The sequence below is a fragment of the Mycobacterium sp. SMC-8 genome, from assembly GCF_025263565.1.
In the GTDB taxonomy this organism is placed as follows: Bacteria; Actinomycetota; Actinomycetes; order Mycobacteriales; family Mycobacteriaceae; genus Mycobacterium.
The window spans coordinates 4,304,350-4,328,878 of the sequence record NZ_CP079865.1 but is presented as its reverse complement, the minus strand read 5'-3'; the positions used below and the strand labels follow the sequence as shown (position 1 = coordinate 4,328,878).

The window sequence follows — 24,529 nt, the reverse complement described above, 5'->3', positions numbered from 1 at the left end:
TGTGCCTCACGCTGTTTCCTCGACCAGGTCGCAGACTTGCGGGTCCGTCGAACTGCTGGGCGGTGATCCTGCGAATCCCGTGGTGCCGACCGCGACCACCGCGACCAGGATGCCGTAGACGGCCATGCGCTGGGCACCACCGGAACCGAAGAACGAGTGCCCACCCATGTAGGTGACGTAGCCGACGACGCTGACCACACCCGAGAGCGCGGCGACCGCACGGCGTTCGAGCGAGAGCTCCGACGTGGAGCCGAGCGCGATGAACAGCGCGCTGACCGAGCCCAGCGTCATGAAGAGCACGATGAACGTCAGGTTCCACGCATAGTCCACGCGGTAGGTCACCACGCCGGAGGCCGCCATCCCCCACCCGGCGACGGCCAGCAGCAGTGCCGGGCCGCGATCGGCCACCCGTTGCACGAGCAGGCTCGCCGCGACGAACAGCACACCCAGGCCGGTCACCACCAGGCCGACGTTCATCGCCCGGTAGAGCTCACTGCACGGCCACTCCCCCGCCGGCCCACAGAACGCGACCCCGAGCGGTCCCAACGTGTCGTCGCGGTAGCCATAGTTGCCCCGCCACGTCGCGGACACCACCCATTCGGCGGCGAAGTACACCAGCGGCGCGAGCGCCACCCACGCCGTAATTCGCGAATTCCCCAGCCATGCACTGACTTTTGGCATCATTCCCCCTTCTGCGGTCCCACCGTCGCGGCCAGCCCCACGAGATAGCCCACTGAGGTGATCAGCAGGCCGGCGGCCAACGCCAACACCCGGGTGGGCTGCCGCCGGGCCCTCCACAACCCGGAGGGAAGTGTCTTGGTGGTGTACGCGCGCTCGCTGCGCAGCGCCGGGCCACGGCCGCAGAGCCGGCTCAGCGTCGCCTTGCTGCGCCCCTCATGAAAACAGCGCCGCGCGAAGTACCTCGCGGTGGCGCGGTCGGCGGGCACAGCATGCGAGACGGCGAACCCGGTGCGGCGGACGATGCGGGCCAGCGGATCTCGACGGACCAGTTCGATGCCCATCATTGTCTCTTCGCAGCCGGCGGGCACCGCACCGATGCGCCCGAGCCTGTCGGAGAAGCCGCCGATCCCGGTCAGTTCCGTCTTCCGGACGGCCATCGCCGCGCCGATGGGATTGCGGATCGCGGCCCCGTCGGGCGGCAATCCGCGGTAGTCGCATCCGACGACCCAGTCGAACTCCGGCGGGAACCACTGCGGCCGGCCTGCCTGCCAACTCGGATGCACCGCGCCTCCGAGCGCGGTGACCGTGGGATCGACGAAGGCCGAGCGCACCTCCTCCAGGGCGTCGTCGTGCAGGACGGCGTCGTCGTCGAGGAACACCACGATCTCTGCGGAGGCCGCGTGCATTCCGGTGTTCCTGGCACCCGACAGACCCTGCCGGAACTCGTTGGCCAGCACGAGAACCCGCGTGCCGTATGTGTCGTGCAGATCGCGATGCAGTACGTCGTTGCCGTCGACCACCAGGATCAGCTCGTCGTCACGGCGGAGCTGCCGCAGCGCCGCGGCGACCGCATGGTCGAGCAACCTCCTGCGGGCGCTGGTGTAGCAGCAGATGACCACGCTCATCGAGATCCGCTCCGGAAGTGCGTCTTCCAGCGGCAGGGGCTGTGCGGTCACCGCGACCAGCCGGGGACCGCCGCGACCCGGGCCGCGCGGTGTTCCCGACGCTCACGATTGATGGTGCGAAGCACGCGCAGGCCGTCGGTGACCGCGTTGAGGTTGCTGCGCCCGTGAATTCGCCTGCCCTCGAAGCTTCCCACCTCGTGGATGAGCCAGCCACTGCGCGCGGCCCGGACGTTGATCACGGTCTCGATCTCGAAGCCGTCGCCCCACTGCGGTTCGGTGGTGTCTGTCGCCGGCAGATCCAGGCAGTTCAGGTTGCGGCGCCAGAAGGCGTTGTAGCCGTAGCACAGATCGCTGAACTCGGTCTTGAACAGCCGGTTCACCAGCCAATTGAGCGCCTTGTTCCCCATCCGCCGGATCTGGGTGATGTCGTCGCTGCCGCCACCGCCGGAGAACCGGCTGCCCTTGGCGAGGTCGGCGCCGGCCATGAGCGCGTCAACGAAGCGCGGGATCTCGGCCGGATCTGTCGAACCGTCACCGTCGATCATCACCACGATGTCACCGGTGGCGGCTTGGAAACCACACGCCAGGGCGTTGCCCTTGCCGGCGCGGGTCTGCTCGATAACCGTGGCGTTCGGCCACAGCGCACGGGCGACGTCGGCGGTGCCGTCCTCGGACCCGCCGTCGATGACCACGATCTCGTCGACCGGCGGCATCCGCCGCGCGACGTAGGAGAGATTGCGCGCCTCGTTCCGCACGGGCAGGACCACGGTGACGGTAGGCTGCGCAGGTTCCGGGGTCGGCGTTGAAGGAATGTTTGCCAGAAATCGACGCAACTGAGCGTAAACACGCGTGTCTGACTCCGGAACGATTTCCGTCACTTTTTCGAAACTCCTTGTAGAGCCGTCTTTTCGGCGCATACCGCACCGGAGCGCACCTGAGGAAACGGGCCAGTGAGAGCACGGGTCTGTCAATTAACTGTGAGCCACCTTAGCGAAAATGCATGCAAATGTGGCCGCCCCCTCCCCGGGTATGACCAGCATCACAACTTTGGGTAGCCTAAGCAAACTTCGACCGCTTTAGTATCCTCACCGACAGCGAGTCTCCGACACCCTTCCGTCCCCGTTGACTCCCCTCTCTCCGACATACCTAGGACCCGACGATGCCGATGACCGGCCGTTTCCTCTCCCCCGGCCTCGGCATCGACATCGCCGCGGTGATGACCTCAAGCGCGGCCACGGGCGTACTCGGTTTCGTGTTCTGGACCGTGGCCGCCCGGGGATACGACGCCGCCGAGGTCGGGCGCGCGTCGGCCATCATCTCGTCGGCGACCCTGATCGCCATCCTGGCCAACTTCAGCCTCGGCAGTCTCTATGAGCGCTTCCTGCCACTGGCCGGCGGTCACACCCAGCAGGTGGTGCGCCGCGGCATCATGTTCGTCTCGTGCACCGGCCTGCTGTTCGGCACGGTGTTCGTCCTGGTCGGCCCCCGTGCCGCACTTTTCCCGAATTGGCCTGAGGCCGTGCTCTTCCCGGCGTTCGTTGTGGTGCTCGCGGTGTACGCGCTGCAGGACCAGATCCTGATCGGACTCAGCCGCGCCCGGATGATCGCGACCAAGAACATCGGACAGTCAACCGCGAAACTCGTCGTAGTGGCGGCGCTCATCCCGCTGGCGACCGGCGCGGCCATCGTGTGGTCGTGGGTGCTGCCGGCAGCGGCGATCACCGCGATCATCGCGCTGGTGGTGATCCGGCGCGAGACCGCGCAACGCCGAGGGACAGCCGCCCTGCCCCCGCGCCGCGAACTGATCCAGTTCTTCGCGAGCTCATATGCGATCAACGCGGTGGGCGTGACCGTTCCGCTGTTGGTGCCGCTGATCGTCGTCGCGCAGCTCGGCACCGAGATGAACGCGTACTTCTCGATGTGCTGGCTGGTGGTCAACACCCTCGGTGTGCTCGTCGGCGCGACCGCGGCACCGTTCATCGCCGCCGCCTCGACGCCGGGAGCCGACCTGCGCTCGTGCACACAGCGATTCGTCCTGATGTGCGGTGGCGCCGCGCTGGCCGGTTGTGCCGCGCTGCTGGTCGCCGCCCCGTTCATCCTCGGCATCCTGGGCCCGCAGTACGCCGAACACGGCACCACACTGATCCGGATGATGGCGCTCACCCTGCCGTCGGTGGCGTTGATGACCGTCTACACCGCGCTCGCGCGGCTTCAGCGCCGACTCCGTCTCGCCGTGGCCGCCCAGCTGCTACTCGGCATCGTGGTGGTCAGTGGGGTCATCCTGACCACCGGGCGGTGGGGCATCGACGCCGTCGGCTACACCTATCTCGCCGCCGAGCTGCTGAACACGCTGATCCTGCTGGTCCCCACATTGCTGCTGTTGCGCAAGGTCGCCGCCACCCCGCGCGGACAGGCTCTCGATCACGTCAGCCCGACCGCCCCACGCCCCGACCTCACCGAGTACGGCGCCATCGAACACGACTCGGTGGCCGCACGTTTCGCCGAGATCGCCGCGCAGAAGCGGGACGCCGTCGCTTTGCGCAGCGACAGCGGCGCCGTCAGCTATGGCGAACTGCACGCAGCGGCCGCCGCATGGACCGCGCAGCTGCGGGGGCGCGCCGACCCGGAGTCCGCGGTCGCACTGGTCGGTGACCTCACCCCCCAGACCGTCGCCGTCGTCATGGGCGGCTTCGCGTCGGGAGCGCCGCTGGTGCCCCTCGACACCGGCCTGCCGGTCGACCGGATGACCCACATCTTCGACACGCTCGAAAAGCAGGGCCTGCGTCCGGGCACCGTGGTGATCAAGGACGGGCATCCGCTCAAACAACAGCTCGACGGCAACTTCTCAGTGTGGTCGACCGACCCGCCGACCGATCCGGCACCGGCCCCGACCGGGGTGCCGCACCTGGGCTTGCAGACCGTGACCAGCATCCAGTTCACCTCAGGCTCTTCCGGTGAGCCCAAGGCGGTGCTCCACGTCAACGGCACCTGGCTGAGCGACTGGGTGCTGCACCGGGATCGGTTCGGCATCGTCGACGGCGCCCGGGTCGCGCTGTGCATGCCGGTCAGTTTCGCCGCCGGTCTCAATGTGCTGATCGGGTCGCTGCTGTCGGGCGCCGAGGTGATCGCGATCGATCCGCGCAGCTGCACACCCGAGGCGGCGGCCGATCGCCTCGCCGACGCCGACATCGTCATGTGCACACCGTCTTTCCTGCAGTCGGTGGTCGAGATCGGCGGCACCCGCACCCTGGATCGCGTGCGCCGCATCGTCACCACCGGCGAACCGGTGTACGGCAACGTCATCCGGCGCGCCCGAGAGCTGGCGCCGAATGCGGTACTGACCAACTGGGCAGGCTCCTCGGAGACGCTCGGCATCGCGCACTTCGACATGTGGCCCGGCGATCCCATACCGGCCGGGGTGATCCCTGCCGGGGTCGCGGTACCGCACAAAAAGCTCGCCATCGACGATCAGGGCCGGCTGACCGTCACCTCGCAATATCTGGCAGCCGGCTATCTGGCACCGGCGAGCGCGACCACCACCTTCGTCGAAAACCCGGACTCCACCCGCACTTTCGTCACCAATGATCGTGCCCGCATCGACGACTCCGGGGTTCTGGTGGTGCTCGGCCGGATGGACGCGGCCCTCAAGATCCGCGGCTACCTGGTCGAACCGGCCGAGGTCGAGGCCGCGCTGCTGGACTGTCCCGGTATCCGGGAGGCACTGGTGCTGGCCGACACCACCTCCCAGACACCGACGTTGACGGCCTATGTCGCGCCGGCCCCGGGCACCCGCACCCCCGCGGTCGCCGACGTTCGGGCGCAGCTTCACGAGCGACTGCCGGCGTGGATGGTGCCCAGTCATGTGGTGATGCTGGAATCGCTGCCCCGCAACGAGCGTGGCAAGGTCGACCGCCGGTCGCTGCCGAGACCGGAGCGTGGACCGATCGTCCCCGCGACCCCGGGCCTGGAGACCGGCATCGCGGCCACCTGGGCCCATGTGCTGCGCCTGGACCAGGTCGGCCGCGACGAGAACTTCTACGCGCTGGGCGGAGATTCACTCAACGTCGCGCAGGTCATCGCCGCGGTCGGCGAGCGGAACGGGGTGCGGCTGACGGCCTCCGATCTGGCCGGCGCGCCGACGGTCGCGCAGTTCGCCGACATCGTGGCCGCACGGCGCGCGGGTCTACCGACCTCGGGCGCGAGCACACTCGCGCCGACCACGGTGCTGTTGCGCCCGCCGGGCGAGAACACTCAAGAGACGTTGTTCTGCTTCGCCGGGGCCGGCGCCTCGGCTCTGACGTTCGCGCCGCTGGCCGATCGCGTGGACCGCGAGACCGCCGTGGTGGCTTTCCAGGCTCAGGGTCTGGAGAACCGCGCGTTCCCCGACTGGACGGTGGGACGAGCGGCACGCCGCCATCTCGGCGACCTGCTCGCGCTCCAGCCCCAAGGTCCGTACCGGCTGGTCGGTCATTCGCTCGGAGCGTTCATCGCCATCGAGGTGGCCGACCGGTTGCGCGCGCTCGGTCATGAGGTCGAGCTGGTCACGATGCTCGATCCGTTCCTGCCGCCGCGCACCGTGCGCGCGGCCCGCAAGCACCTGCCCGGGGTGCGATCCACCCTGCTCGAACAGACACCGGCCGACCGGTCGGTGCTGTGGCGGCACCGGTTGTGGCTGCCGCTGGCCGGCATCGTCGAGGGCACCGCCGAACAGAAGGTCGTTGCGCTTCGCGAAGTCGGCGTCCGGGTCGGCCGGCTCCACCGGCCCAAGCCGTACACCGGGCGAACTCTGCTGGTACTCAGCACCTTCAACCTTGACGACGACCGCGTCTGGGCGCAATTGCTCACCGGCGAGCTGACCGTCGAACGTGTCCACTGCGACCACGATTCGGTGGTCCGCGACCCACACGTGGCGCGCGTCGTCGACCTGATCTCGGCCGCGAAGGCTCAGAGTGCCGGGGCCGAAGCCAGTTCCACATCGCCCGTCACGCCGTGATGGGCGGATCCGGGTAGGTCGACGCGGCGCAGCGACAACGCAATCGCGCCCCGGCGCGGGCCGGACCTCATGCCCGTGGTCACGCCGACAGCGGGGTCCGTTCCGCATCCGCCAGGGCCACCACCGCGCGCGCCGTGCGCAACGCGGCACGGGCACGCACACCGGCGGGCGCGTTCCACTGCACAGGTGCCTCGACGCTGACCGGCACCGCCGGCAGCGCTCTCAACATCCCGACCACGTCGATGCAGCCCTCCCCGGGGAACAGCCGCGCGGTGCGGCCCTGGTGGCGCAGCTCGTCGATGGTGTCCGGCCGGGGCAGCGCCGCATCGCAGATCTGCACGTAGCGGATCCACCCGTCGGGCACCTTGCGGAGATCCTCCGGGGTGCTCAGCGCACGGTCATAGTGGATCGCGTCGATGAGCAGACCAGCGCCGCTGCCCGCGCCGCGGCGGACGATCATCACGGCTTCGTCGAGATCACGGACCTCTGTCCACGGCATCGGCTCCAGGTTCGGCGTGAGACCGAATTCCCCTGCGAACACGCTTAATTCGGCAAGATTATCGGCCGTGCGACCGCGGTCGGGATCGTTACCGGTGACCAGCACCTGCGTCGCGCCGAGGTGGGCGCCGGTCTCGAGGAAGGCTCCGAAGTCATCGCGGACCCTTGTGTCGGGGCGCAGCCGGAGCACTTCGACGTCGAGGACGAACAGGCCGCTGTCGTCGAGCCGGCGCCGGGTCTCGCGGATCAGCGGGGTGATGCCCACGGTCGGGCGGATCGGTTCCTGCTCGGTGGCGCGGATCAGGCGCAATCCGACACCGTCGTAGCCCGCCTCGGCGGCACAGGTAACCAGATCCGGTGGACTCAGTTCCAGCACGGTCAGCGGGGCGAGACAGACGGCCCTGGCCTGACCGGCGACCGGTTTACGACGGCTCGGCAAGAATTTCACGCACACTCCTCGCTTCCTGTGATCGCCCCATTCTCGGTGAGAAAGCGCGCCCGCGGGCGGCTACCCCAACCGGCTGCCGCGTACGGTGTCAGCCATGGCTGACCTGGATCCCGTGCTGCAGAAGGTGCTGGAGGCTGTGCCCTTCCAGCTGTCGACCGAGGGCGGCCCGGAACCGGCTCGGCAACGGTTCCGGGAACTGCCGCGTAGCCCGATCCTGCCAGAGGTCACCACACACGACCGCACCGTCGAGGGTCCCGCCGGGCCGATCCCGGTGCGCGTCTACCGTCCGCCGGCTGAGGACACCCCGCTGCCGGCGGTGGTGTTCATCCACGGCGGCGGATGGACGGTGGGCGACCTGGACACCTACGACGGACAGGCCCGGATGCACGCCGTGGGCGCAGGAGCGGTGGTGGTGTCGGTCGACTACCGGCTGGCGCCCGAACACCCGTATCCGGCGGCGGTCGACGACGCCTGGGCCGTGACCCGGTGGGTGGCCGAGAACGCCGGCGATCTGGACGCCGATCCGGCCCGGCTCGCGGTGGCCGGCGACTCCGCGGGCGGCAACCTCGCCGCCGTGGTCGCCCAGGCGGCGCGCGACGCCGGCATCGCGTTGCGGTTCCAGCTGCTGTGGTATCCGTCGACGACGTTCGACACCTCACTTCCGTCCTTCACCGAGAACGCCGAGGCGCCGATCCTCGACCTGGCGGCCTGCAAGGGGTTCACCCGGTGGTACATCGGTGACACCGACCTGTCGGAGCCCCCGGTCACTCTGGTGCCCGCCCGTGGCGAACTCGCCGGTCTGCCACCGGCTTACATCGCCGTCGCCGGCCTCGATCCGTTACGCGACGACGGGATGCGGTACGCCGAGCTCCTCACCGCCGCGGGGGTGGCGGTCGAGTTGGACCACGCGGAGTCACTGGTACACGGCTACCTGGGTTACGCGGGAATCGTCCCGGCCGCGACCGAGGCCACCGATCGCGGATTGGCCGCGCTGCGGGCGGCGCTGGGATAAAGCTCACCGAAGCGAACAGCCGCCTGCCCGTCCGGCGTTATGGTCGGCGCGGAGGTCATGATGACGACACCTGACTGTGAAACCGTGATCGTCGGGGCCGGATTCTCCGGCATCGGGACGGCGATCCGGCTGGACCGCTCCGGCATGCCCGACTACCTCGTCGTCGAGGCCGGCGACGAGCCCGGCGGCACGTGGTATTGGAACACCTATCCCGGCATCGCGGTCGACATCCCGTCGTTCTCCTACCAGTTCTCGTTCGAGCAGAGCACGGACTGGTCGCGCACCTACGCACCGGGTCACGAGCTCCAGGCCTACGCCGAGCACTGCGTCGACAAGTACGGGCTACGTCCCAAGATGCGCTTCGGCACGACGGTCCGCAGCGCGGATTTCGATGACGCCGAAGGGTTCTGGCGCCTCAGTCTGCTTTCGGCCGACGGGCCGGGCACCCTGACCGCCCGGTATCTGGTCAACGCCGCAGGCGCGTTGACCGTCCCGAATCTGCCCGACATTCCCGGCGTCGACACATTCGACGGCGTGACCATGCACACCGCGCGCTGGGACCACGATCAGGACCTGCGCGGTAAACGCGTCGCCGTCATCGGGACCGGCGCCTCGGCCGTGCAGGTGATCCCCGAGATCGCCCCGATCGTCGAGCAGCTCACCGTGTTTCAGCGCACCCCGATCTGGTGTTTCCCGAAGTTCGACGTCCCGTTGTCGAGGACGGCCAGGCTCATGATGCGGCTGCCGCTGGGCAGGACGGTGCAGCGGCTGCTCAGCCAGACCTACGTCGAGCTGACGTTCCCGCTCGCCGCGCAGTACTTCACGGTCAACCCGATGGCCAAGAGGATGGGCGCGGTGGGCGAGGCGTATCTGCGCAAGCAGGTCCACGACCCCGTCGTACGCGACAAACTCACGCCCCGCTACGCGGTCGGCTGCAAAAGGCCGGGCTTCCACAACACCTACCTCTCGACGTTCAACCGCGACAACGTCGAGCTGGTGACCGAGCCCATCGACAAGATCACCGGCTCGGGGGTCGCAACCACCGACGGCACGTCATACGACGTCGACGTGCAGATCCTGGCCACGGGGTTCAAGGTGCTCGACATCGACAACATTCCGCCCTATTCGGTGACCGGTCCGAATGGACGGTCGCTGGCCCGGTTCTGGGACGAGAACCGGCTGCAGGCCTACGAAGGCGTCACCGTTCCGGGCTTCCCGAACTTCTTCACCGTGTTCGGCCCCTACGGCTACGTCGGCTCGTCCTACTTCGCACTGATCGAGGCCCAAACCCGCCACATCGTGCGATGCCTGGACACCGCGCGGCGCCGGGGCGCCACGCGGGTCGAGGTGCGCCGCGAAGCCAACGACCGGTACTTCGCGGAGATGATGCGCAAACGGCACCGCCAGATCTTCTGGCAGGACACCTGCCGATTGGCCAACAGCTACTACTTCGACTCCCACGGCGATGTGCCGTTGCGGCCGGCCAGCACGCTCGAAGCGTACTGGCGCAGTCGACGATTCCCGATCGACGACTACGAATTCGCCTCCTGAGGCACGACAAACCGGACGTCTCAACAGAAAATCCCACACCCGTTGCGGGCCTGGGGTTTTCGTCGCTTGATCGTCGTCAGACGGCGTTCTTGAGGTCGTCGACCTTGTTGAGCTGCTCCCACGGCAACTCGATGTCGGTACGGCCGAAGTGCCCGTACGCCGCAGTCGGTGCGTAGATCGGGCGCAACAGGTCGAGGTCGCGGACGATAGCGCCGGGACGCAGATCGAACACCTCGCCGATGGCCTTCTCGATCTTGACCGGGTCGACGGTCTCCGAGCCGAACGTCTCGACGAACAGACCCACGGGTGCGGCCTTGCCGATCGCGTAGGCGACCTGGACCTCGACACGCTCGGCCAGGCCCGCGGCGACGACGTTCTTGGCCACCCAGCGCATCGCGTACGCGGCCGAGCGGTCCACCTTCGACGGATCCTTGCCGGAGAACGCGCCGCCACCGTGACGGGCCCAGCCGCCATAGGTGTCGACGATGATCTTGCGGCCGGTCAAGCCGGCGTCGCCCATCGGGCCGCCGAGCACGAACTTGCCGGTCGGGTTGACCAGAATGCGCGGATTCGAGGTGTCCAGCGTGTCGTGGCCCAGTTCGGTCAGCACCGCCTCGATGACGTGCTGCTTGATCTCTGGAGCCAGCTGGCTCTCCAGATCGATGCCGTCGGCGTGCTGGGTGGACAGCACGACGGTGTCCAGGCGCACCGGGGTGGTGCCGTCGTATTGCACGGTGACCTGGGTCTTGCCGTCGGGACGCAGGTAGCCCAGGGTGCCGTTCTTGCGAACCTCGGTGAGCTTGCGCGACAACCGGTGCGCCAGCGCGATCGGCAGCGGCATCAGCTCGGGAGTGTCGGCGATCGCGTAGCCGAACATCAGTCCCTGGTCGCCGGCGCCCTGCGCGTCCAGCGGATCAGCGGCACCCTCCACCCGGGTCTCGTGGGCGGTGTCGACGCCCTGGGCGATGTCCGGAGACTGTGCACCGATACCGATGTTGACACCGCAGGTGAGGCCGTCGAAACCCTTGTCGGAATGGTCGTAACCGATCTCGAGGATCCGCGACCGCACGGTGTTGGTGATGTGGGCGAACGCTTCCTTGGCGTTGGTCGTCACCTCGCCCACGACGTGGACCTGACCGGTTGTCACCAGCGTCTCCACCGCGACGCGGGACTTCGGATCGTCGGCGAGCAGCGCGTCGAGCACCGAGTCGCTGATGGCGTCGCAGATCTTGTCGGGGTGTCCCTCGGTCACCGACTCACTGGTAAACAGCCGAGCTTCACTCACGTCCGATTCCTTCCACTCAAGCGAACCTGAGATAGTTAGTCAGTCAACTTACCCGCGAGGGTCGCACCGCTCCGGGCGCCCCTAGCACCCAAGCGTGTCCCCCCGCTGCGCGCAACCTTTACACGCACGCTGACTGGTCTTACCAAAGCTTGTACGGCGTCACCCGCCACCGGAGTGCAGGACAGCCGCGATCGCGTCCACAATACGGCTCGCCATGACGGTCTTCGAACCGTGCTCCAGCGCTGTCTCGGTTCCGTCGGCGGACAGCAGCCAACCATCGTTGTGGTCGACCTCGAAGGCCCGGTTCTCGCCGACCGCGTTGACGACCAGCAGATCGCAGCCCTTGCGCGCGAGTTTGGCGCGCGCATGGAACAGCACGTCGCCGTTCGCGTCGCCGGTCTCGGCGGCGAACCCGACGATGGCGGCCATGTTCGGCAGCTGCCCATCACGGCGGGAGCGGACCGCTCCGGCGAGCACGTCGTCGTTGCGGACCAGCTCGATGGCCGGGTCGCCCTCCTCAGAGGGGCCCTTCTTGATCTTGGTGGCGACCGGGTTGGCGGGCCGGAAGTCGGCGACCGCGGCGGCCATCACCAGCACGTTGGCGTCGGGGGCGTGCTTGGACACCGCGTCCCGCAGTTGGGTCGCCGACCCGATGTGCATCACGTGCACCCCGGCCGGGTCGATGAGCCCGGCGGTGTTTCCCGCGATCAGCGTCACCTCCGCGCCGCGCTGGGCCATCACCCGAGCCACGGCGTAGCCCTGCTTGCCGGAGCTGCGGTTGCCGATGAAGCGCACGGGATCGATCGGCTCTCTGGTGCCGCCGGCGGTGACCAGCACCTTCACGCCGGCCAGGTCATAGGGCAGCGCGTCGCCGCGGGCCAGCAGCAGCTGGGCCAGCGTGCTGATTTCCTCAGCCTCGGGAAGGCGGCCGGGGCCGGTGTCGGCGCCGGTGAGACGCCCGGAGGCGGGTTCCATCACGATCGCCCCGCGGCGGCGCAGCGTCGCGACGTTCTCGACAGTCGCCGGGTGCAGCCACATCTCGGTGTGCATCGCCGGCGCGAACAGCACCGGACATCGCGCGGTGAGCAGCGTCGCGGTCAGCAGGTCGTCAGCGCGTCCGATCGCTGCGCGGGCGAGCAGGTCGGCAGTCGCCGGGGCCACAATGACGAGATCGGCGTCCTGACCGAAGCGGACGTGCGGCACCTCGTGGACGTCCTCGAACACCCCGGTGTGCACCGGGTTGCCGGAGAGTGCTTCGAAGGTGGCGGCACCGACGAAGCGCAGCGCCGATTCCGTGGGGACGACCCGGACACTGTGACCGGCCTCGGTGAGCTGACGGACCAGCGTGGCCGCCTTGTAAGCGGCGATGCCACCGGCTACGCCGACGATGATCCGCTTGCGCTCCACTACGAAAGGCCCGCCCGGTTACTCGCCCTCGGTGTGTTCGAGGAGGTCACCGTGGATCTCGCGCAGTGCGATCGACAGCGGCTTCTCCTGCAGGCCGGGCTCGACCAGCGGTCCGACGTACTCAAGGATGCCGTCGCCGAGCTGGTTGTAGTAGTCGTTGATCTGGCGCGCCCGCTTGGCTGCGTAGATCACCAGCGCGTACTTGCTCGACGCGCGGTCGAGCAATTCGTCGATGGGCGGGTTGGTGATGCCCAGGGGTGTGTCGTAGGCGCTGGCTGCCGACGGATCGATGTCGACCGCGGCGGACTGCGGGGTGCTCACGTAGAGGATCTCCTCAAAGTCTGGATGTCAGGGCCTAATCACGCCGTACCGGAGTGTGGGCCACCAGCAAGGATACCAATTCGGCGCATGCAGACTCCAATTGACTGTTCACGACGACCGCGTCGAAGTCGCCCTGCGCGGCCAGTTCATCTCTGGCGGTCTGCAACCGGCGCGCCCTCACCTCGGGTGTCTCGGTGCCGCGACCCACCAGCCGGCTCTCCAGCACCTCCCAGCTAGGGGGCGCCAGGAATACCGTGACGGCCTCGGGCAGCGCCTGCTTGACCGCGCGCGCACCGGCGAGGTCGACCTCGATCAACACGGGCCGACCCGCAGCCGTGGCCTCGCGCACCGGTCCGGCAGGGGTGCCCGAGCGGTGCAGCCCGCCGTGGATCTCGGCCCATTCGAGAAGGGCACCCTCGTCGATGAGCTGCGCAAACTGCTCTGCCGTCACGAAGAAGTAGTCCACGCCCTCGACTTCACCGGGCCGCGGGGCCCGCGTGGTGACCGAGACGCTGAAGTACAGGTCCACGACCCGCTCACGCAGGCAGCGCACGATCGTGGACTTTCCGACGGCAGACGGGCCGGACAACACCAGGACCGTCGCCCTGGACGCGCTGTCCGGCCCTCCGCCCTCGCTCACAGCCTGTTAGGAGAAGTCGAACTTTTCCAGCAGGGCCTTGCGCTGACGGTCACCCAGCCCGCGCAGCCGGCGCGTCGGGGCGATCTCGAGTTCGGTCATGATCTCCTGCGCCTTGACCTTGCCCACCTTGGGCAAAGCCTCCAGCAGCGCCGAAACCTTCATCTTGCCCAGGACTTCGTCGGTCTCTGCGTCCTTGAGCACCTGCTTGAGGTTGGTGCCGCCGCGCTTGAGCCGGTCTTTGAGCTCGGCTCGTGCTCGACGTGCGGCAGCAGCCTTCTCCAACGCTGCCGCGCGCTGTTCGTCGGTCAACTGGGGAAGGGCCACGGGTTTCCTCCGTATCGTCCATCAACTGATTTGTCTGGGCCGGTGGTGGTGTGAACCAGAACCAGCCAGCGTGGACGACCGTACCCACGCCGACAGACGAAAGCTAACCCCACCCCCGGCTTGTCGCATCAAAACCCCAGCGTGTAGGGCGCTATTGGGCAGTCACCACCGGACTGCCGGGACGCTCGTCACGTACCCCCGAGTCACCCTTACCGCACCAAACGACCTGCATATGGCCGGTATTTGCAGTCTCAGGCTGTTTGCCGACAGAAGTTCGTCACGGGCACCCGGCGGTGACGCGGCGTCCAGGCGCGAAACTCTGAGAATTTCGCTGGTCATCGCGTGTCGGGCGTGTCGCAGGGACTCTTGGCGAGAAGGCTCGCTATTTCGCCAGGTAGGCGACGGCGTCGCGCATCCGCGCGGCGGCATCGCGCAGGCCTGTGATGTCCGGACCCGCCCGCAGCACCTCCCGCGAGACGGCGGGCAGCAGCTGGCCGGGAAGGGCGCCTCCCAGGCCGCCCAGCGCCTCGGGACGCCCGCCCTGGGCGCCGACGCCCGGCACGAGCACCGGACCGTCGAGCGCACCCACATCGGGCGGTTCGGCCAGCGTCGCGCCGACCACCACTCCGACGGTGCCCGGGCCGGCCGTGCGATTGACCTCGGCGGCCGCGTCGACGATCGACTGCGCGACGGTGCGCCCGCCGGCGTCCGCGCGCTGCACGCTCGCGCCCTCGGGATTGGACGTGGCGGCCAGCACGAAGACCCCGCGGCCGTGGGCGCGGGCGGTGTCCAACAGCGGCTGCAGGGAGCCGAAGCCCAGATACGGCGATGCCGTGACCGCATCGGCGGCCAGAGGTGAGTCGCCGGCCCATGCGGCCGCGTACGCAGCCATGGTCGAGCCGATGTCGCCGCGCTTGGCGTCGGCGAGCACCAGCACGCCGGACCGGCGTAGCGCCGCGATCGTGGCCTCCAGCACGGCGTATCCGGCCGAGCCGTACGCCTCGAAGAACGCCACTTGCGGCTTGACCACCGCGAAGCCCTCGAACGCGGCCACGCACGTCTCGCTGAACGCCGCCAGCCCCGCGGCGTCGGTGGTCAGGCCCCAGGATCGGAGCAGCTCCGGATGCGGGTCGATGCCGAGGCACAGCGGTCCGCGGCGCGCCACCGCGGCCCTCAGGCGGTCACCGAACCCGCCCGCGGTCACGAGCCCAGCACCGAGTGCAACTCCTGCAACGACATCACGCCGATGTCCCCGCGGATCGCCGCCTCGATGCCTTGGACCGCGGCCGAGGCGCCCTGCACCGTCGTGACACACGGGATGTTCATCGACACCGCCGCCGAACGGATCTCGTAGCCGTCCACGCGGGGCCCGGAATTGCCGTACGGGGTGTTGATCACCATGTCGACCTCCCCGGCCCTGATCGCGTCGACCGCAGACCGCGCGGGCCGGTCCGGAGTCGGCTCCTCGAAGTGCTTGCGCACCTCGTCGCACGGAATCCCGTTGCGCCGCAACATCTCCGCAGTTCCCTCGGTGGCCAGAATGTGGAAGCCGAGGTCGGCCAGACGTTTGACCGGGAACACCAGTGAGCGCTTGTCGCGGTTGGCCACCGACACGAACACGGTGCCCTGCACCGGCAGCGAGCCGTACGCGGCGGTCTGACTCTTGGCGAACGCGCTGCCGAAGTCGTGGGCGATGCCCATCACCTCCCCGGTGGACTTCATCTCCGGGCCGAGCAGCGAATCGATCTGTGCACCGTCGGCTTTGCGGAACCGGTGGAACGGCAGCACGGCCTCTTTCACCGCCACCGGCGCGCTGCGCGTGGTGGTCGCGCCGTCGCCGGTGCGGGTCAGCACACCTTCCTCCCTCAACTCGGCGATGGTGGCGCCGAGCATCACCCGTGCGCACGCCTTGGCCAGCGGGACTGCGGTGGCCTTGGACACGAAGGGCACGGTGCGGCTCGCCCTGGGGTTGGCCTCCAGCACATAGAGCACGTCGTCCTTGAGCGCGTACTGCACGTTGAGCAGGCCCACCACGCCGATCCCGAACGCGATCGCCTCGGTGGCACGCCGGACCGCCTCGATGTCGCTGCGCCCCAGGGTCACCGGCGGCAACGCACAGGCAGAGTCGCCGGAGTGGATACCGGCCTCCTCGATGTGCTCCATCACCCCGCCGATGTACACCTCGGTGCCGTCGCAGAGCGCGTCCACGTCGATCTCGATGGCGTCTTCGAGGAAGCGGTCGACCAACACCGGGTGCTCGGGAGAGAGCTGGGTGGCCCGGGTGATGTAACCCTCCAGTGTCTTCTCGTCGTAGACGATCTCCATGCCGCGGCCGCCGAGAACATAGGACGGCCGGACCAGTACCGGATAGCCGATCTCGGCGGCGATGCGGCGGGCCTGATCGAAGCTGGTGGCCATGCCGAACCGCGGCGCGGGCAGTCCCGCGGTGGTCAGCACCTCTCCGAAGCGGCCACGGTCCTCGGCGAGGTCGATGGCCTCGGGCGGGGTGCCCACGATCGGGACCCCAGCCTTCTCCAGGCGTTCGGCGAGCCCGAGCGGAGTCTGCCCGCCAAGTTGGACTATCACTCCGGCCACTCCGGGCCCGCCGACGCCGGATTTCTGCTCGGCGTGGTAGATCTCCAGCACGTCCTCGAATGTCAGCGGTTCGAAGTAGAGCCGGTCCGCGGTGTCGTAGTCGGTGGACACCGTCTCCGGGTTGCAGTTGATCATCACGGTCTCAAAGCCCGCATCGCTGAGCGTGGTCGCCGCGTGCACGCAGCTGTAGTCGAATTCGATGCCCTGCCCGATGCGGTTGGGCCCGGAGCCGAGGATGAGCACCTTCGGCCGGTCGGTCTGCGGGGCGACCTCGGTCTCGGCGGCCGGGTCCAGCTCGTAACTGCTGTAGTGATACGGCGTCTTGGCCTCGAATTCGGCGGCGCAGGTGTCGACGGTCTTGTACACGGGGTGGATCCCGAGGCGTTGCCGCAGCGCGCGCACCCCCATCTCCCCTGCCAGTTCCGGACGCAGCGCGGCGATCTGGCGGTCCGACAGGCCGTGATGCTTGCTGCGGCGCAGCAGCTCGGCGCCCAGCACCGGCGCGTCGATCAGTTCGGCGCGCAGGCGCACCAGCCCGCTGATCTGGTCGACGAACCACGGATCCACCCCGGACGCGGCGGCGACCTGCTCGACGGTGGCGCCCAGCCGCAGCGCGTACTCGATGTCGTACAGTCGGCCGTCGGTCGGGGTGCGCAGCCGCTGAAGAACCGCGTCGACGTCGCCCTCGGGGTCGGGACCTGTCCAGAAGCCGGTGCGGGTGCTCTCCAGCGAGCGCATCACCTTGCCGAGCGCCTCGATGAAGTTGCGGCCCAGCGACATCGCCTCACCGACCGATTTCATCGTGGTGGTCAGGGTGGCGTCGGCGCCGGGGAACTTCTCGAACGCGAACCGGGGCGCCTTGACCACGACGTAGTCGAGCGTCGGCTCGAAGGAGGCCGGCGTCTCCTTGGTGATGTCGTTGACGATCTCGTCGAGCGTGTAGCCGATCGCGAGCTTGGCCGCGATCTTGGCGATCGGGAACCCGGTCGCCTTGGAAGCCAGCGCCGACGACCGCGACACCCGCGGGTTCATCTCGATGACGATGAGGCGGCCGTCTTGCGGGTTCACCGCGAACTGGATGTTGCAGCCGCCGGTGTCCACGCCGACCTCGCGCAGGATCTCGATGCCGAGCGTGCGCATGGTCTGGTATTCGCGATCGGTCAACGTCATGGCCGGCGCGACGGTCACCGAGTCCCCGGTGTGCACGCCCATCGGGTCGAAGTTCTCGATCGAGCACACCACCACGACGTTGTCGTGGCTGTCGCGCATCAGCTCGAGTTCGTATTCCTTCCATCCATAGATGGACTCTTCGATCAGCACGTTCGCTGACGGCGACGCGGCCAGGCCGTCACCGGCCATCCGCTCGACCTCCTCGGCCGAGTAGGCCATGCCCGAGCCCAGGCCGCCCATCGTGAAGCTGGGCCGCACCACCACGGGCAGGCCGAGCTCGGCGACCGTTTCGCGCACCTCGTCCATGGTGAAACAGACGCGGCTGCGGGCGGATTCACCGCCGACCTTGGTGACGATGTCCTTGAACTTCTGCCGGTCCTCGCCGCGCTGGATCGCGTCGAAGTTGGCACCGATGAGCTCGACGCCGTAGCGGTCCAGCGCGCCGCTCTCGTACAGCTTCACCGCGGTGTTCAGCGCGGTCTGCCCGCCGAGAGTGGGCAGCAGCGCGTCGATCTTGTTGCCGCGCTCGGCCTGCTGGGCGATCACCTTCTCGACGAACTCGGCGGTGATCGGCTCCACGTAGGTGTGGTCGGCGTACTCGGGGTCGGTCATGATCGTGGCCGGGTTCGAGTTGATCAGCGTGACCTGCAGGCCTTCGGCCCGCAGCACCCGGCACGCCTGTGTGCCGGAGTAGTCGAACTCGGCGGCCTGGCCGATCAGAATCGGGCCCGACCCGATGACCAGGACATGGTTGAGGTCGCAGCGACGCGGCATCTGTTACTTCTCCTCTTCGGCGCCGCGAGCGTGCGTGTCTGCACACGACACACCGCGGAAACTCGGACAAAAGCGCGCGCTCGCGCGCGTCGACAGCGCGGTATCTGTCACTGGTTCTCCGCCATGAGGTCGATGAACTGGTCGAACAGGTACTCCGCGTCGCGCGGGCCCGCGGCGGCCTCGGGGTGGTATTGGACGGAGAAGGCGCGGCCGTCGCGCAACCGGACTCCCTCCACCACACCGTCGTTGGCGCAGGTGTGGCTGACCTCGGCCTGACCGAACGGGGTGTCGAAGGTCTGGCCCGCTTCGCCTTCCAGCGCGAAGCCGTGGTTCTGGGCGGTGATCGACACCCGTCCGGTGGCATGGTCCATCACCGGGATGTTGATGCCGCGGTGGCCGAACACCATCTTGTAGGTGCCCAATCCGAGCGCCCGGCCCAGGATCTGGTTGCCGAAGCAGATGCCGAACAGCGGGATCCCGGCGTCGAGCACGTCGCGCGTGACGGCGACGACGTGGTCGGCGGTCGCCGGGTCACCGGGGCCGTTGGACAGGAAGACACCGTCGGGCTCGAGTTCGGCGATGCGCTCGAAGGTGGTCGAGGACGGAAGCACCACACTGCGGATTCCGCGCTTGGCGAAGTTGCGCGGGGTGTTGGTCTTGATTCCCAGGTCCAGCGCGGCGACGGTGAACCGTTGCGGCACTTCCGGTTCGACCACGTAGTCGGCGGCGGTGCTGACCTCACCGGCGAGGTCGGCGCCGAGCATGGCCTCCTGCCCGCGGACCCGGGCCACCAGTTCGTCGACCGGAGCCTCGGCGGCGACACCGCTGAAGATCCCCGCCTTCATCGAGCCGCGGCTGCGCAGATGGCGCACCACCGCACGGGTGTCGATACCGCCGATCCCCACGATGCCCTGGCGCGTCAGTTCCTCGTCGAGGGTGCCGGTGGCGCGCCAGTTCGACGCCCGCGGCGACGGGTCGCGCACGGCGTATCCGGCCACCCAGATCTTGTCGCCGCGGCTTTCGCTGTCATCGTGGTTCCAGCCGGTGTTGCCGATCTGCGGTGCGGTGGCGACCACGATCTGGCGGTGGTAGCTCGGGTCGGTCAGGGTTTCCTGGTAACCCGACATGCCGGTCGAGAACACGGCTTCACCGAGCGTCTCGCCGACCGCGCCGAAGGTCGTGCCGGTGAACACCCGACCGTCCTCCAGCACCAGTAGGGCCTTGTTCGTCATGCATTCTCCTCGGGACACCATTTGGCGTAGTCACTGCGGTTGTCGGCGCGGAAGCCGGTGTCGATCTCGGTCCCCGACGGCAGTCGCCACCGGATCGCCAGGATGGCGTCGTGGGACTGGGCCTCCCCCCCGGTCGCCCCGCTCCTTCCCCCGAGGATCACCTTGCCGGCGAGGTTCTTCACCGTGCGGATCTCCGAGATCGCGTCGTCAGGCATCCAGATCGGCCCGGCGCCGGTGCGCTGCAACATGATTCCCTCGGGGTAGCGGGTGAGCACGGCCTTGGCGCGGAACCCGAGGTCGCCGGCGGCGACCCGGTCGTTCCAGTGCGGGGCCAGCGTGCTGCCGATGTAGAGGCCCTTGGTGGCCGGCACGAGTGCCGGGCCGACGGTCTCAGGCAGCGGCGGCAGGGTGCCGATCATCTCGGCCTGACGCTGCACGCGGCGCCGCCACCCGCGCATCATCGCCTGGATGAGCACCGCGATCAGCAACGCCAGGATCGCCGCCATCACCAGCGAGGCGACCAGCGTCGGGGTGTTCATCCGTTCACCTTCCCGTCGCGGGCGGTGATCTTGCCCCGCAGCAACGTCGCCGTGACCACTGCGGGCAGCTCCATGTCCTGGTAGGGCGTGTTGTCCGACCGGCTGGCCAGATCCGGACCCTTGACCGTCCACCTCGCCGCGGGGTCGACCACGGTCAGGTTGGCCGGCTCCCCTACCTCCAACGGCCTGCCCTGATCCGGCAGCCCGACGATCCGGGCCGGCGCCTCACTCATCACCCGGGCCACGTCACGCCAGGTGATCAGACCGGGGTCGACCATCGTCTCGACGACGACGGACAGCGCGGTCTGCAGGCCGAGCATGCCGGGCCGCGCGTTGGCGAACTCGCACATCTTCTCGTGTTCGGCGTGGGGCGCGTGATCGGTTGCCACACAGTCGATCACCCCCTCGGCGAGGGCCTGACGCAGCGCGACCGCGTCACTGGCCTCACGCAGCGGCGGGTTCACCCGGTTGCGGCCGTCGTAGGTCTGCAGCCGCGTGTCGTCGAGCAGCAGATGGTGCGGGGTGACCTCGGCGGTGATCGCGATGCCCTGTTCTTTGGCCCACCGCACCAGCTCCACGCTGCCCGCCGTGGACGCGTGGCAGATGTGCACCCGGGCGCCGGCGTCGCGGGCGAGCAGCGCGTCACGGGCCACGATCGATTCCTCGGCCGCGCGCGGCCAGCCGGCCAGCCCCAGCCGGGCGGCGTTGGGACCCTCATGGGCGACGGCGCCGACGGTCAGGCGCGGCTCTTCGGCGTGCTGGGCGATCAGCACGCCCAGACCCGACGCGTACTCCAGCGCGCGCCGCATCACCAGCGGATCGTCGACACACACACCGTCGTCGGAGAACATCCGCACCCCTCCGGCGCCGGCGGCCATCAGCCCCATCTCGGTGAGCTGCTTGCCACCCAGGCCGACGGTGACCGCGCCCACCGGGTGCACGTCGACCAGACCGACCTGCTGGCCGCGGTGCCACACGTGGTCGGTGACCACCACCGAGTCGGCCACCGGATCGGTGTTGGCCATCGCGAACACCGCGGTGTATCCCCCGAGAGCCGCTGCGGCCGAACCGGTTTCGATGTCCTCGGCGTACTCGCGGCCGGGTTCACGCAGGTGGGTGTGCAGGTCTACGAAGCCCGGCAGCAGGATCTGCCCGTCGCAGTCGATGAGTTCGTCGGCGGTCAGGTCCTGACCGATGTCCGCGATCTGCCCGTCGCGCACCAGCACGTCGACCGGCTCACCCTCGCCGTAGAGACGCACCGACTTGAGTACCACCGGCGGAGTCATGCGCTGATCGCTTCCTGCTCGGATCCGACGAGCAGGTGGAACAGCACCGCCATCCGGACGTGGACACCATTGGAAACCTGTTGCAGCACCGCCGATTGCGACGAGTCCGCCACCGAGTACGCGATCTCCATACCGCGCAGCATCGGCCCGGGGTGCAGCACGACGGCGTGCCCGGCCAGCCGGGACTGCCGCTTCTCGGACAAGCCGTAGCGCACCGAGTACTCCCGCGAGGAGGGGAAGAAAGCGCCGTTCATCCGCTCGGCCTGCACCCGGAGCATCAGCACGGCGTCGGCCAGGGGCAGCTCGGCGTCGAGGTCATGGGACACCGTCACCGGCCAGTCGGCGACGCCCACCGGCAGCAGGGTCGGCGGCGCGACGAGCACGACCTCGGCGCCGAGGGTGTGCAGCAGCGCCACATTGGACCGGGCGACGCGGCTGTGCAGCACATCCCCGACGATCACGACCCGCCGGCCTTCGACGGAGCCGAGCCGCTGCCGGATGGTCAGCGCATCCAGCAGCGCCTGGGTGGGGTGTTCGTGAGTTCCGTCACCGGCATTGATGATGGAGGGGCTCTCCGAGGGGTCGTCCGCCACCAGCGTCCAGGCGGCCAGTTGCTGGGCCGCGCCCGAGGCGGGGTGACGGATGATCAGCGCGTCGGCGCCGGCGGCGCGCAGGGTCAGCGCGGTGTCGCGCAGCGATTCCCCTTTGGCCACAGACGATCCCGAGGCGCTGACGTTGATCACGTCCGCGCTCATCCACTTGCCCGCGACCTCGAACGACACTCTGGTGCGGGTGGAGTTCTCGTAGAACATCGTGATGATGGTGCGGCCCCGCAGGGTGGGCAGCTTCTTGACCTCGCGCCCCACCAGCGCTTCGGCGAACCGGTCGGCGTTGTCGAGGATCGCGGTCGCGTCGTCGCGGCTCAGATCGGCCGCGGTCAGCAGGTGCTTCACCTGGCAGGCCCTCCATAGGGTGCGATGCGGACGCCGTCGTGTCCGTCGTCCTCGGTGAGGCGGACCTTGACGTTCTCGGCGCGCGATGTCGGAACGTTCTTGCCGACGTAGTCGGCGCGGATCGGCAGCTCGCGGTGACCACGGTCGACGAGCACCGCCAGCTGGACCGATTTGGGCCGGCCCAGGTCGCGCAGCGCGTCGAGCGCCGAGCGCACCGACCGACCGGAGTACAGCACGTCATCGACGAGCACCACCAGCGCTCCGTCGATCCCGCCGTCGGGGATGGAGGTCTCCGCGAGCGCGCGGGGCGGCTTGGTCATCAGATCGTCGCGGTAGAGCGTGATGTCGAGCGCCCCGTGTGCCACCTCGACGCCACTGAACTCGGCGATGTTGCGGGCCAGCCGGGTGGCGAGAGTCACACCGCGGGTCGGGATCCCGAGGAGAACGACCCGCGGGCCGTCGGGACCGTCGAGCGCGGTCTTCTCGATGATCTGGTGGGCGATACGGGCAATGGTGCGGCTGACGTCCGCTGCGGACATCAGCTCCCGGTCGTGACCGGAATGGTCGGGTGCGCCCACGAGGAGCCGGACCTCCTTCTCCGCCTCACGGGACGGATCGTTAAAGGATGTCAGAAACTTCGGCGAGCTTAGCACCGACGGAAGGTGGCGACGTATTCGGCAGGTAGCCTCGGCCGGATGAATCTCGACCGCAACAAGGCCTCCATCGTCGATGCGATCGACGCAGGACTGCTGGCGGGCGCAGTCACGCTCGTGTGGCACGCCGGCGAGGTGCGCCAGGTAAACGAGCTGGGTTACCGAGACGTCGAGGCCCGGCTACCGATGCAGCGCGACACGATCTTTCGCATCGCGTCGATGACGAAGCCAGTGACGGTGGCCGCCGCGATGTCGATGATCGAAGAAGGCAAGCTGCGGCTCACCGACCGGGTCGCGACGTGGCTGCCGGAGCTCGCCGACATGCGGGCGCTCGTCGAGCCCCGCGGACGCCTCGACCGCACCGTGCCCGCGCAGCGCCACATCACCGTCGAGGACCTGATGACCCACCGCAGTGGGCTCGCGTACATGTTCTCAGTGCTCGGCCCGCTGTCGGACGCGTACCGCAAGCTGCCGACCCGCCAGGATCAAGACCGCTGGCTGGCCGAACTTTCGGCGCTGCCGCTGGCGCACCAGCCCGGCGAGCGCCTGACCTACAGCCACGCCACCGACGTGCTGGGCATCGCGCTGTCGCGGATCGAGGGCAAACCGCTCAGCGAGGTACTCACCGAACGGATCCTGGGCCCATTGGGCATGTCGGACACCGGTTTTCACGTCGGCACTACCGGCAGGCGCCGTGCGGCCACGATGTACCAACTGGACAACGACAACACGCTGCGCCACGACGTGATGGGGCCGCCGCCGATCGTGGATCCCCCGTTCTGCACGGGCGGCGCCGGGCTGTTCTCAACCGTGGACGACTACCTGCGCTTCGCCAGGATGCTGCTCGCCGGCGGGGAGCTCGACGGGGTCCGGGTGCTGTCCGAGGAGTCGGTCGAGTTGATGCGCACCGACCGGCTGACCGACGAGCAGAAGCGCCAGGACTTCCTCGGTGCGCCGTTCTGGATCGGCCGCGGCTTCGGGTTGAACCTCTCGGTGGTGACCGACCCCGCAAGGTCACGGCAGTTGTTCGGCCCCGGCGGCCTCGGCGCGTTCTCCTGGCCCGGCGCCTACGGCACGTGGTGGCAGGCCGATCCGTCGGCGGATGTGATCCTGATCTATCTGATCCAGAACATGCCGAATCTGACCGCGGACGCGGCCGCTGCGGTCGCCGGGAACACCTCGCTGGCGAAGCTGCAGAGCGCACAGCCGAAGTTCGTACGCAGCACGTACCAAGCGCTGGGCCTCTGAGCGAGCCTCTCCAA

The 24,529-nt window shown here is 68.7% G+C and carries 20 protein-coding genes; 4 read left to right on the top strand and 16 right to left on the bottom strand.

Features of this window, described 5'->3' with window-relative positions; genetic code table 11:
- Positions 1 to 6: 6 nt before the first annotated feature.
- Genes KXD97_RS21010 through KXD97_RS21000 form a run of 3 tightly spaced genes read right to left on the bottom strand, consistent with a single transcriptional unit; the run spans position 7 to position 2,464 of the window.
- A complete protein-coding gene (locus KXD97_RS21010) occupies positions 7 to 681 on the bottom strand; it encodes a hypothetical protein (RefSeq protein ID WP_260752119.1) in 675 nt (224 codons plus the stop codon).
- Entirely contained in the window at positions 681 to 1,637 is a 957-nt protein-coding gene (locus tag KXD97_RS21005; RefSeq protein ID WP_260752118.1) for a glycosyltransferase family 2 protein, read from the bottom strand. Before KXD97_RS21005 ends, KXD97_RS21010 begins: the two co-directional genes overlap by 1 nt.
- Positions 1,634 to 2,464: a glycosyltransferase family 2 protein gene (locus KXD97_RS21000; protein WP_260752117.1), complete on the bottom strand. Its 831-nt coding sequence runs from the start codon at positions 2,462 to 2,464 to the stop codon at positions 1,634 to 1,636. Before KXD97_RS21000 ends, KXD97_RS21005 begins: the two co-directional genes overlap by 4 nt.
- A 281-nt stretch (positions 2,465 to 2,745) precedes the next feature.
- Here KXD97_RS21000 and KXD97_RS20995 point away from each other — a divergent pair, with 281 nt between their 5' ends.
- Positions 2,746 to 6,579, top strand: a complete 3,834-nt coding sequence (locus KXD97_RS20995) for an alpha/beta fold hydrolase (protein WP_260752115.1) — start codon at positions 2,746 to 2,748, stop codon at positions 6,577 to 6,579.
- Positions 6,580 to 6,658: 79 nt separating this feature from the next.
- Here the strand turns inward: KXD97_RS20995 and KXD97_RS20990 are convergent, their stop codons facing one another.
- Positions 6,659 to 7,525: a sugar phosphate isomerase/epimerase gene (locus KXD97_RS20990; RefSeq protein WP_260752114.1), complete on the bottom strand. Its 867-nt coding sequence runs from the start codon at positions 7,523 to 7,525 to the stop codon at positions 6,659 to 6,661.
- Between the two features lie 94 nt (positions 7,526 to 7,619).
- Between KXD97_RS20990 and KXD97_RS20985 the strand changes: the two genes are divergently transcribed.
- Together KXD97_RS20985 and KXD97_RS20980 are read left to right on the top strand one after the other, a co-directional pair.
- Positions 7,620 to 8,537, top strand: coding sequence for an alpha/beta hydrolase (locus tag KXD97_RS20985; protein WP_260752113.1), 918 nt, complete (start codon positions 7,620 to 7,622; stop codon positions 8,535 to 8,537).
- Positions 8,538 to 8,597: 60 nt separating this feature from the next.
- Positions 8,598 to 10,088, top strand: a complete 1,491-nt coding sequence (locus tag KXD97_RS20980) for an NAD(P)/FAD-dependent oxidoreductase (protein ID WP_260752112.1) — start codon at positions 8,598 to 8,600, stop codon at positions 10,086 to 10,088.
- A 76-nt stretch (positions 10,089 to 10,164) separates the two neighbouring features.
- On the opposite strand, the gene metK is transcribed toward KXD97_RS20980, so the two are convergent.
- The 12 genes from metK to pyrR form a co-directional block, all read right to left on the bottom strand.
- Entirely contained in the window at positions 10,165 to 11,373 is a 1,209-nt protein-coding gene (gene metK, locus KXD97_RS20975) for a methionine adenosyltransferase (RefSeq protein ID WP_260752111.1), read from the bottom strand.
- A gap of 159 nt (positions 11,374 to 11,532) precedes the next feature.
- The gene (coaBC, locus tag KXD97_RS20970) at positions 11,533 to 12,780 is read right to left on the bottom strand and encodes a bifunctional phosphopantothenoylcysteine decarboxylase/phosphopantothenate--cysteine ligase CoaBC (protein WP_260752110.1); all 1,248 of its coding nucleotides are present in this window, start codon (positions 12,778 to 12,780) and stop codon (positions 11,533 to 11,535) included.
- Between the two features lie 18 nt (positions 12,781 to 12,798).
- A complete protein-coding gene (gene rpoZ / locus KXD97_RS20965) occupies positions 12,799 to 13,110 on the bottom strand; it encodes a DNA-directed RNA polymerase subunit omega (RefSeq protein WP_396885485.1) in 312 nt (103 codons plus the stop codon).
- 25 nt (positions 13,111 to 13,135) lie between these two features.
- Positions 13,136 to 13,741: a guanylate kinase gene (gmk, locus tag KXD97_RS20960; protein ID WP_260752108.1), complete on the bottom strand. Its 606-nt coding sequence runs from the start codon at positions 13,739 to 13,741 to the stop codon at positions 13,136 to 13,138.
- A 6-nt stretch (positions 13,742 to 13,747) separates the two neighbouring features.
- Complete coding sequence (mihF, locus tag KXD97_RS20955) at positions 13,748 to 14,065, bottom strand: integration host factor, actinobacterial type (RefSeq protein ID WP_003932123.1); 318 nt, start codon at positions 14,063 to 14,065, stop codon at positions 13,748 to 13,750.
- Between the two features lie 382 nt (positions 14,066 to 14,447).
- Complete coding sequence (pyrF, locus tag KXD97_RS20950; RefSeq protein ID WP_260752094.1) at positions 14,448 to 15,269, bottom strand: orotidine-5'-phosphate decarboxylase; 822 nt, start codon at positions 15,267 to 15,269, stop codon at positions 14,448 to 14,450.
- Positions 15,266 to 18,604: a carbamoyl-phosphate synthase large subunit gene (carB, locus tag KXD97_RS20945; RefSeq protein WP_260752093.1), complete on the bottom strand. Its 3,339-nt coding sequence runs from the start codon at positions 18,602 to 18,604 to the stop codon at positions 15,266 to 15,268. Before carB ends, pyrF begins: the two co-directional genes overlap by 4 nt.
- A 107-nt stretch (positions 18,605 to 18,711) precedes the next feature.
- On the bottom strand, positions 18,712 to 19,836 hold the full coding sequence (carA, locus tag KXD97_RS20940; RefSeq protein WP_260752090.1) for a glutamine-hydrolyzing carbamoyl-phosphate synthase small subunit: 1,125 nt from the start codon (positions 19,834 to 19,836) through the stop codon (positions 18,712 to 18,714).
- Positions 19,833 to 20,375: a transporter gene (locus KXD97_RS20935; protein ID WP_260752088.1), complete on the bottom strand. Its 543-nt coding sequence runs from the start codon at positions 20,373 to 20,375 to the stop codon at positions 19,833 to 19,835. The genes carA and KXD97_RS20935 overlap by 4 nt, the downstream gene beginning before the upstream one ends.
- On the bottom strand, positions 20,372 to 21,661 hold the full coding sequence (locus tag KXD97_RS20930; protein ID WP_260752087.1) for a dihydroorotase: 1,290 nt from the start codon (positions 21,659 to 21,661) through the stop codon (positions 20,372 to 20,374). The genes KXD97_RS20935 and KXD97_RS20930 overlap by 4 nt, the downstream gene beginning before the upstream one ends.
- Positions 21,658 to 22,614, bottom strand: a complete 957-nt coding sequence (locus KXD97_RS20925; protein ID WP_260752086.1) for an aspartate carbamoyltransferase catalytic subunit — start codon at positions 22,612 to 22,614, stop codon at positions 21,658 to 21,660. The genes KXD97_RS20930 and KXD97_RS20925 overlap by 4 nt, the downstream gene beginning before the upstream one ends.
- Positions 22,611 to 23,192: a bifunctional pyr operon transcriptional regulator/uracil phosphoribosyltransferase PyrR gene (gene pyrR, locus KXD97_RS20920; protein WP_396884537.1), complete on the bottom strand. Its 582-nt coding sequence runs from the start codon at positions 23,190 to 23,192 to the stop codon at positions 22,611 to 22,613. Before pyrR ends, KXD97_RS20925 begins: the two co-directional genes overlap by 4 nt.
- A gap of 117 nt (positions 23,193 to 23,309) precedes the next feature.
- Here pyrR and KXD97_RS20915 point away from each other — a divergent pair, with 117 nt between their 5' ends.
- The gene (locus tag KXD97_RS20915; protein WP_260752084.1) at positions 23,310 to 24,515 is read left to right on the top strand and encodes a serine hydrolase; all 1,206 of its coding nucleotides are present in this window, start codon (positions 23,310 to 23,312) and stop codon (positions 24,513 to 24,515) included.
- The last annotated feature ends 14 nt before the right edge of the window (positions 24,516 to 24,529 follow it).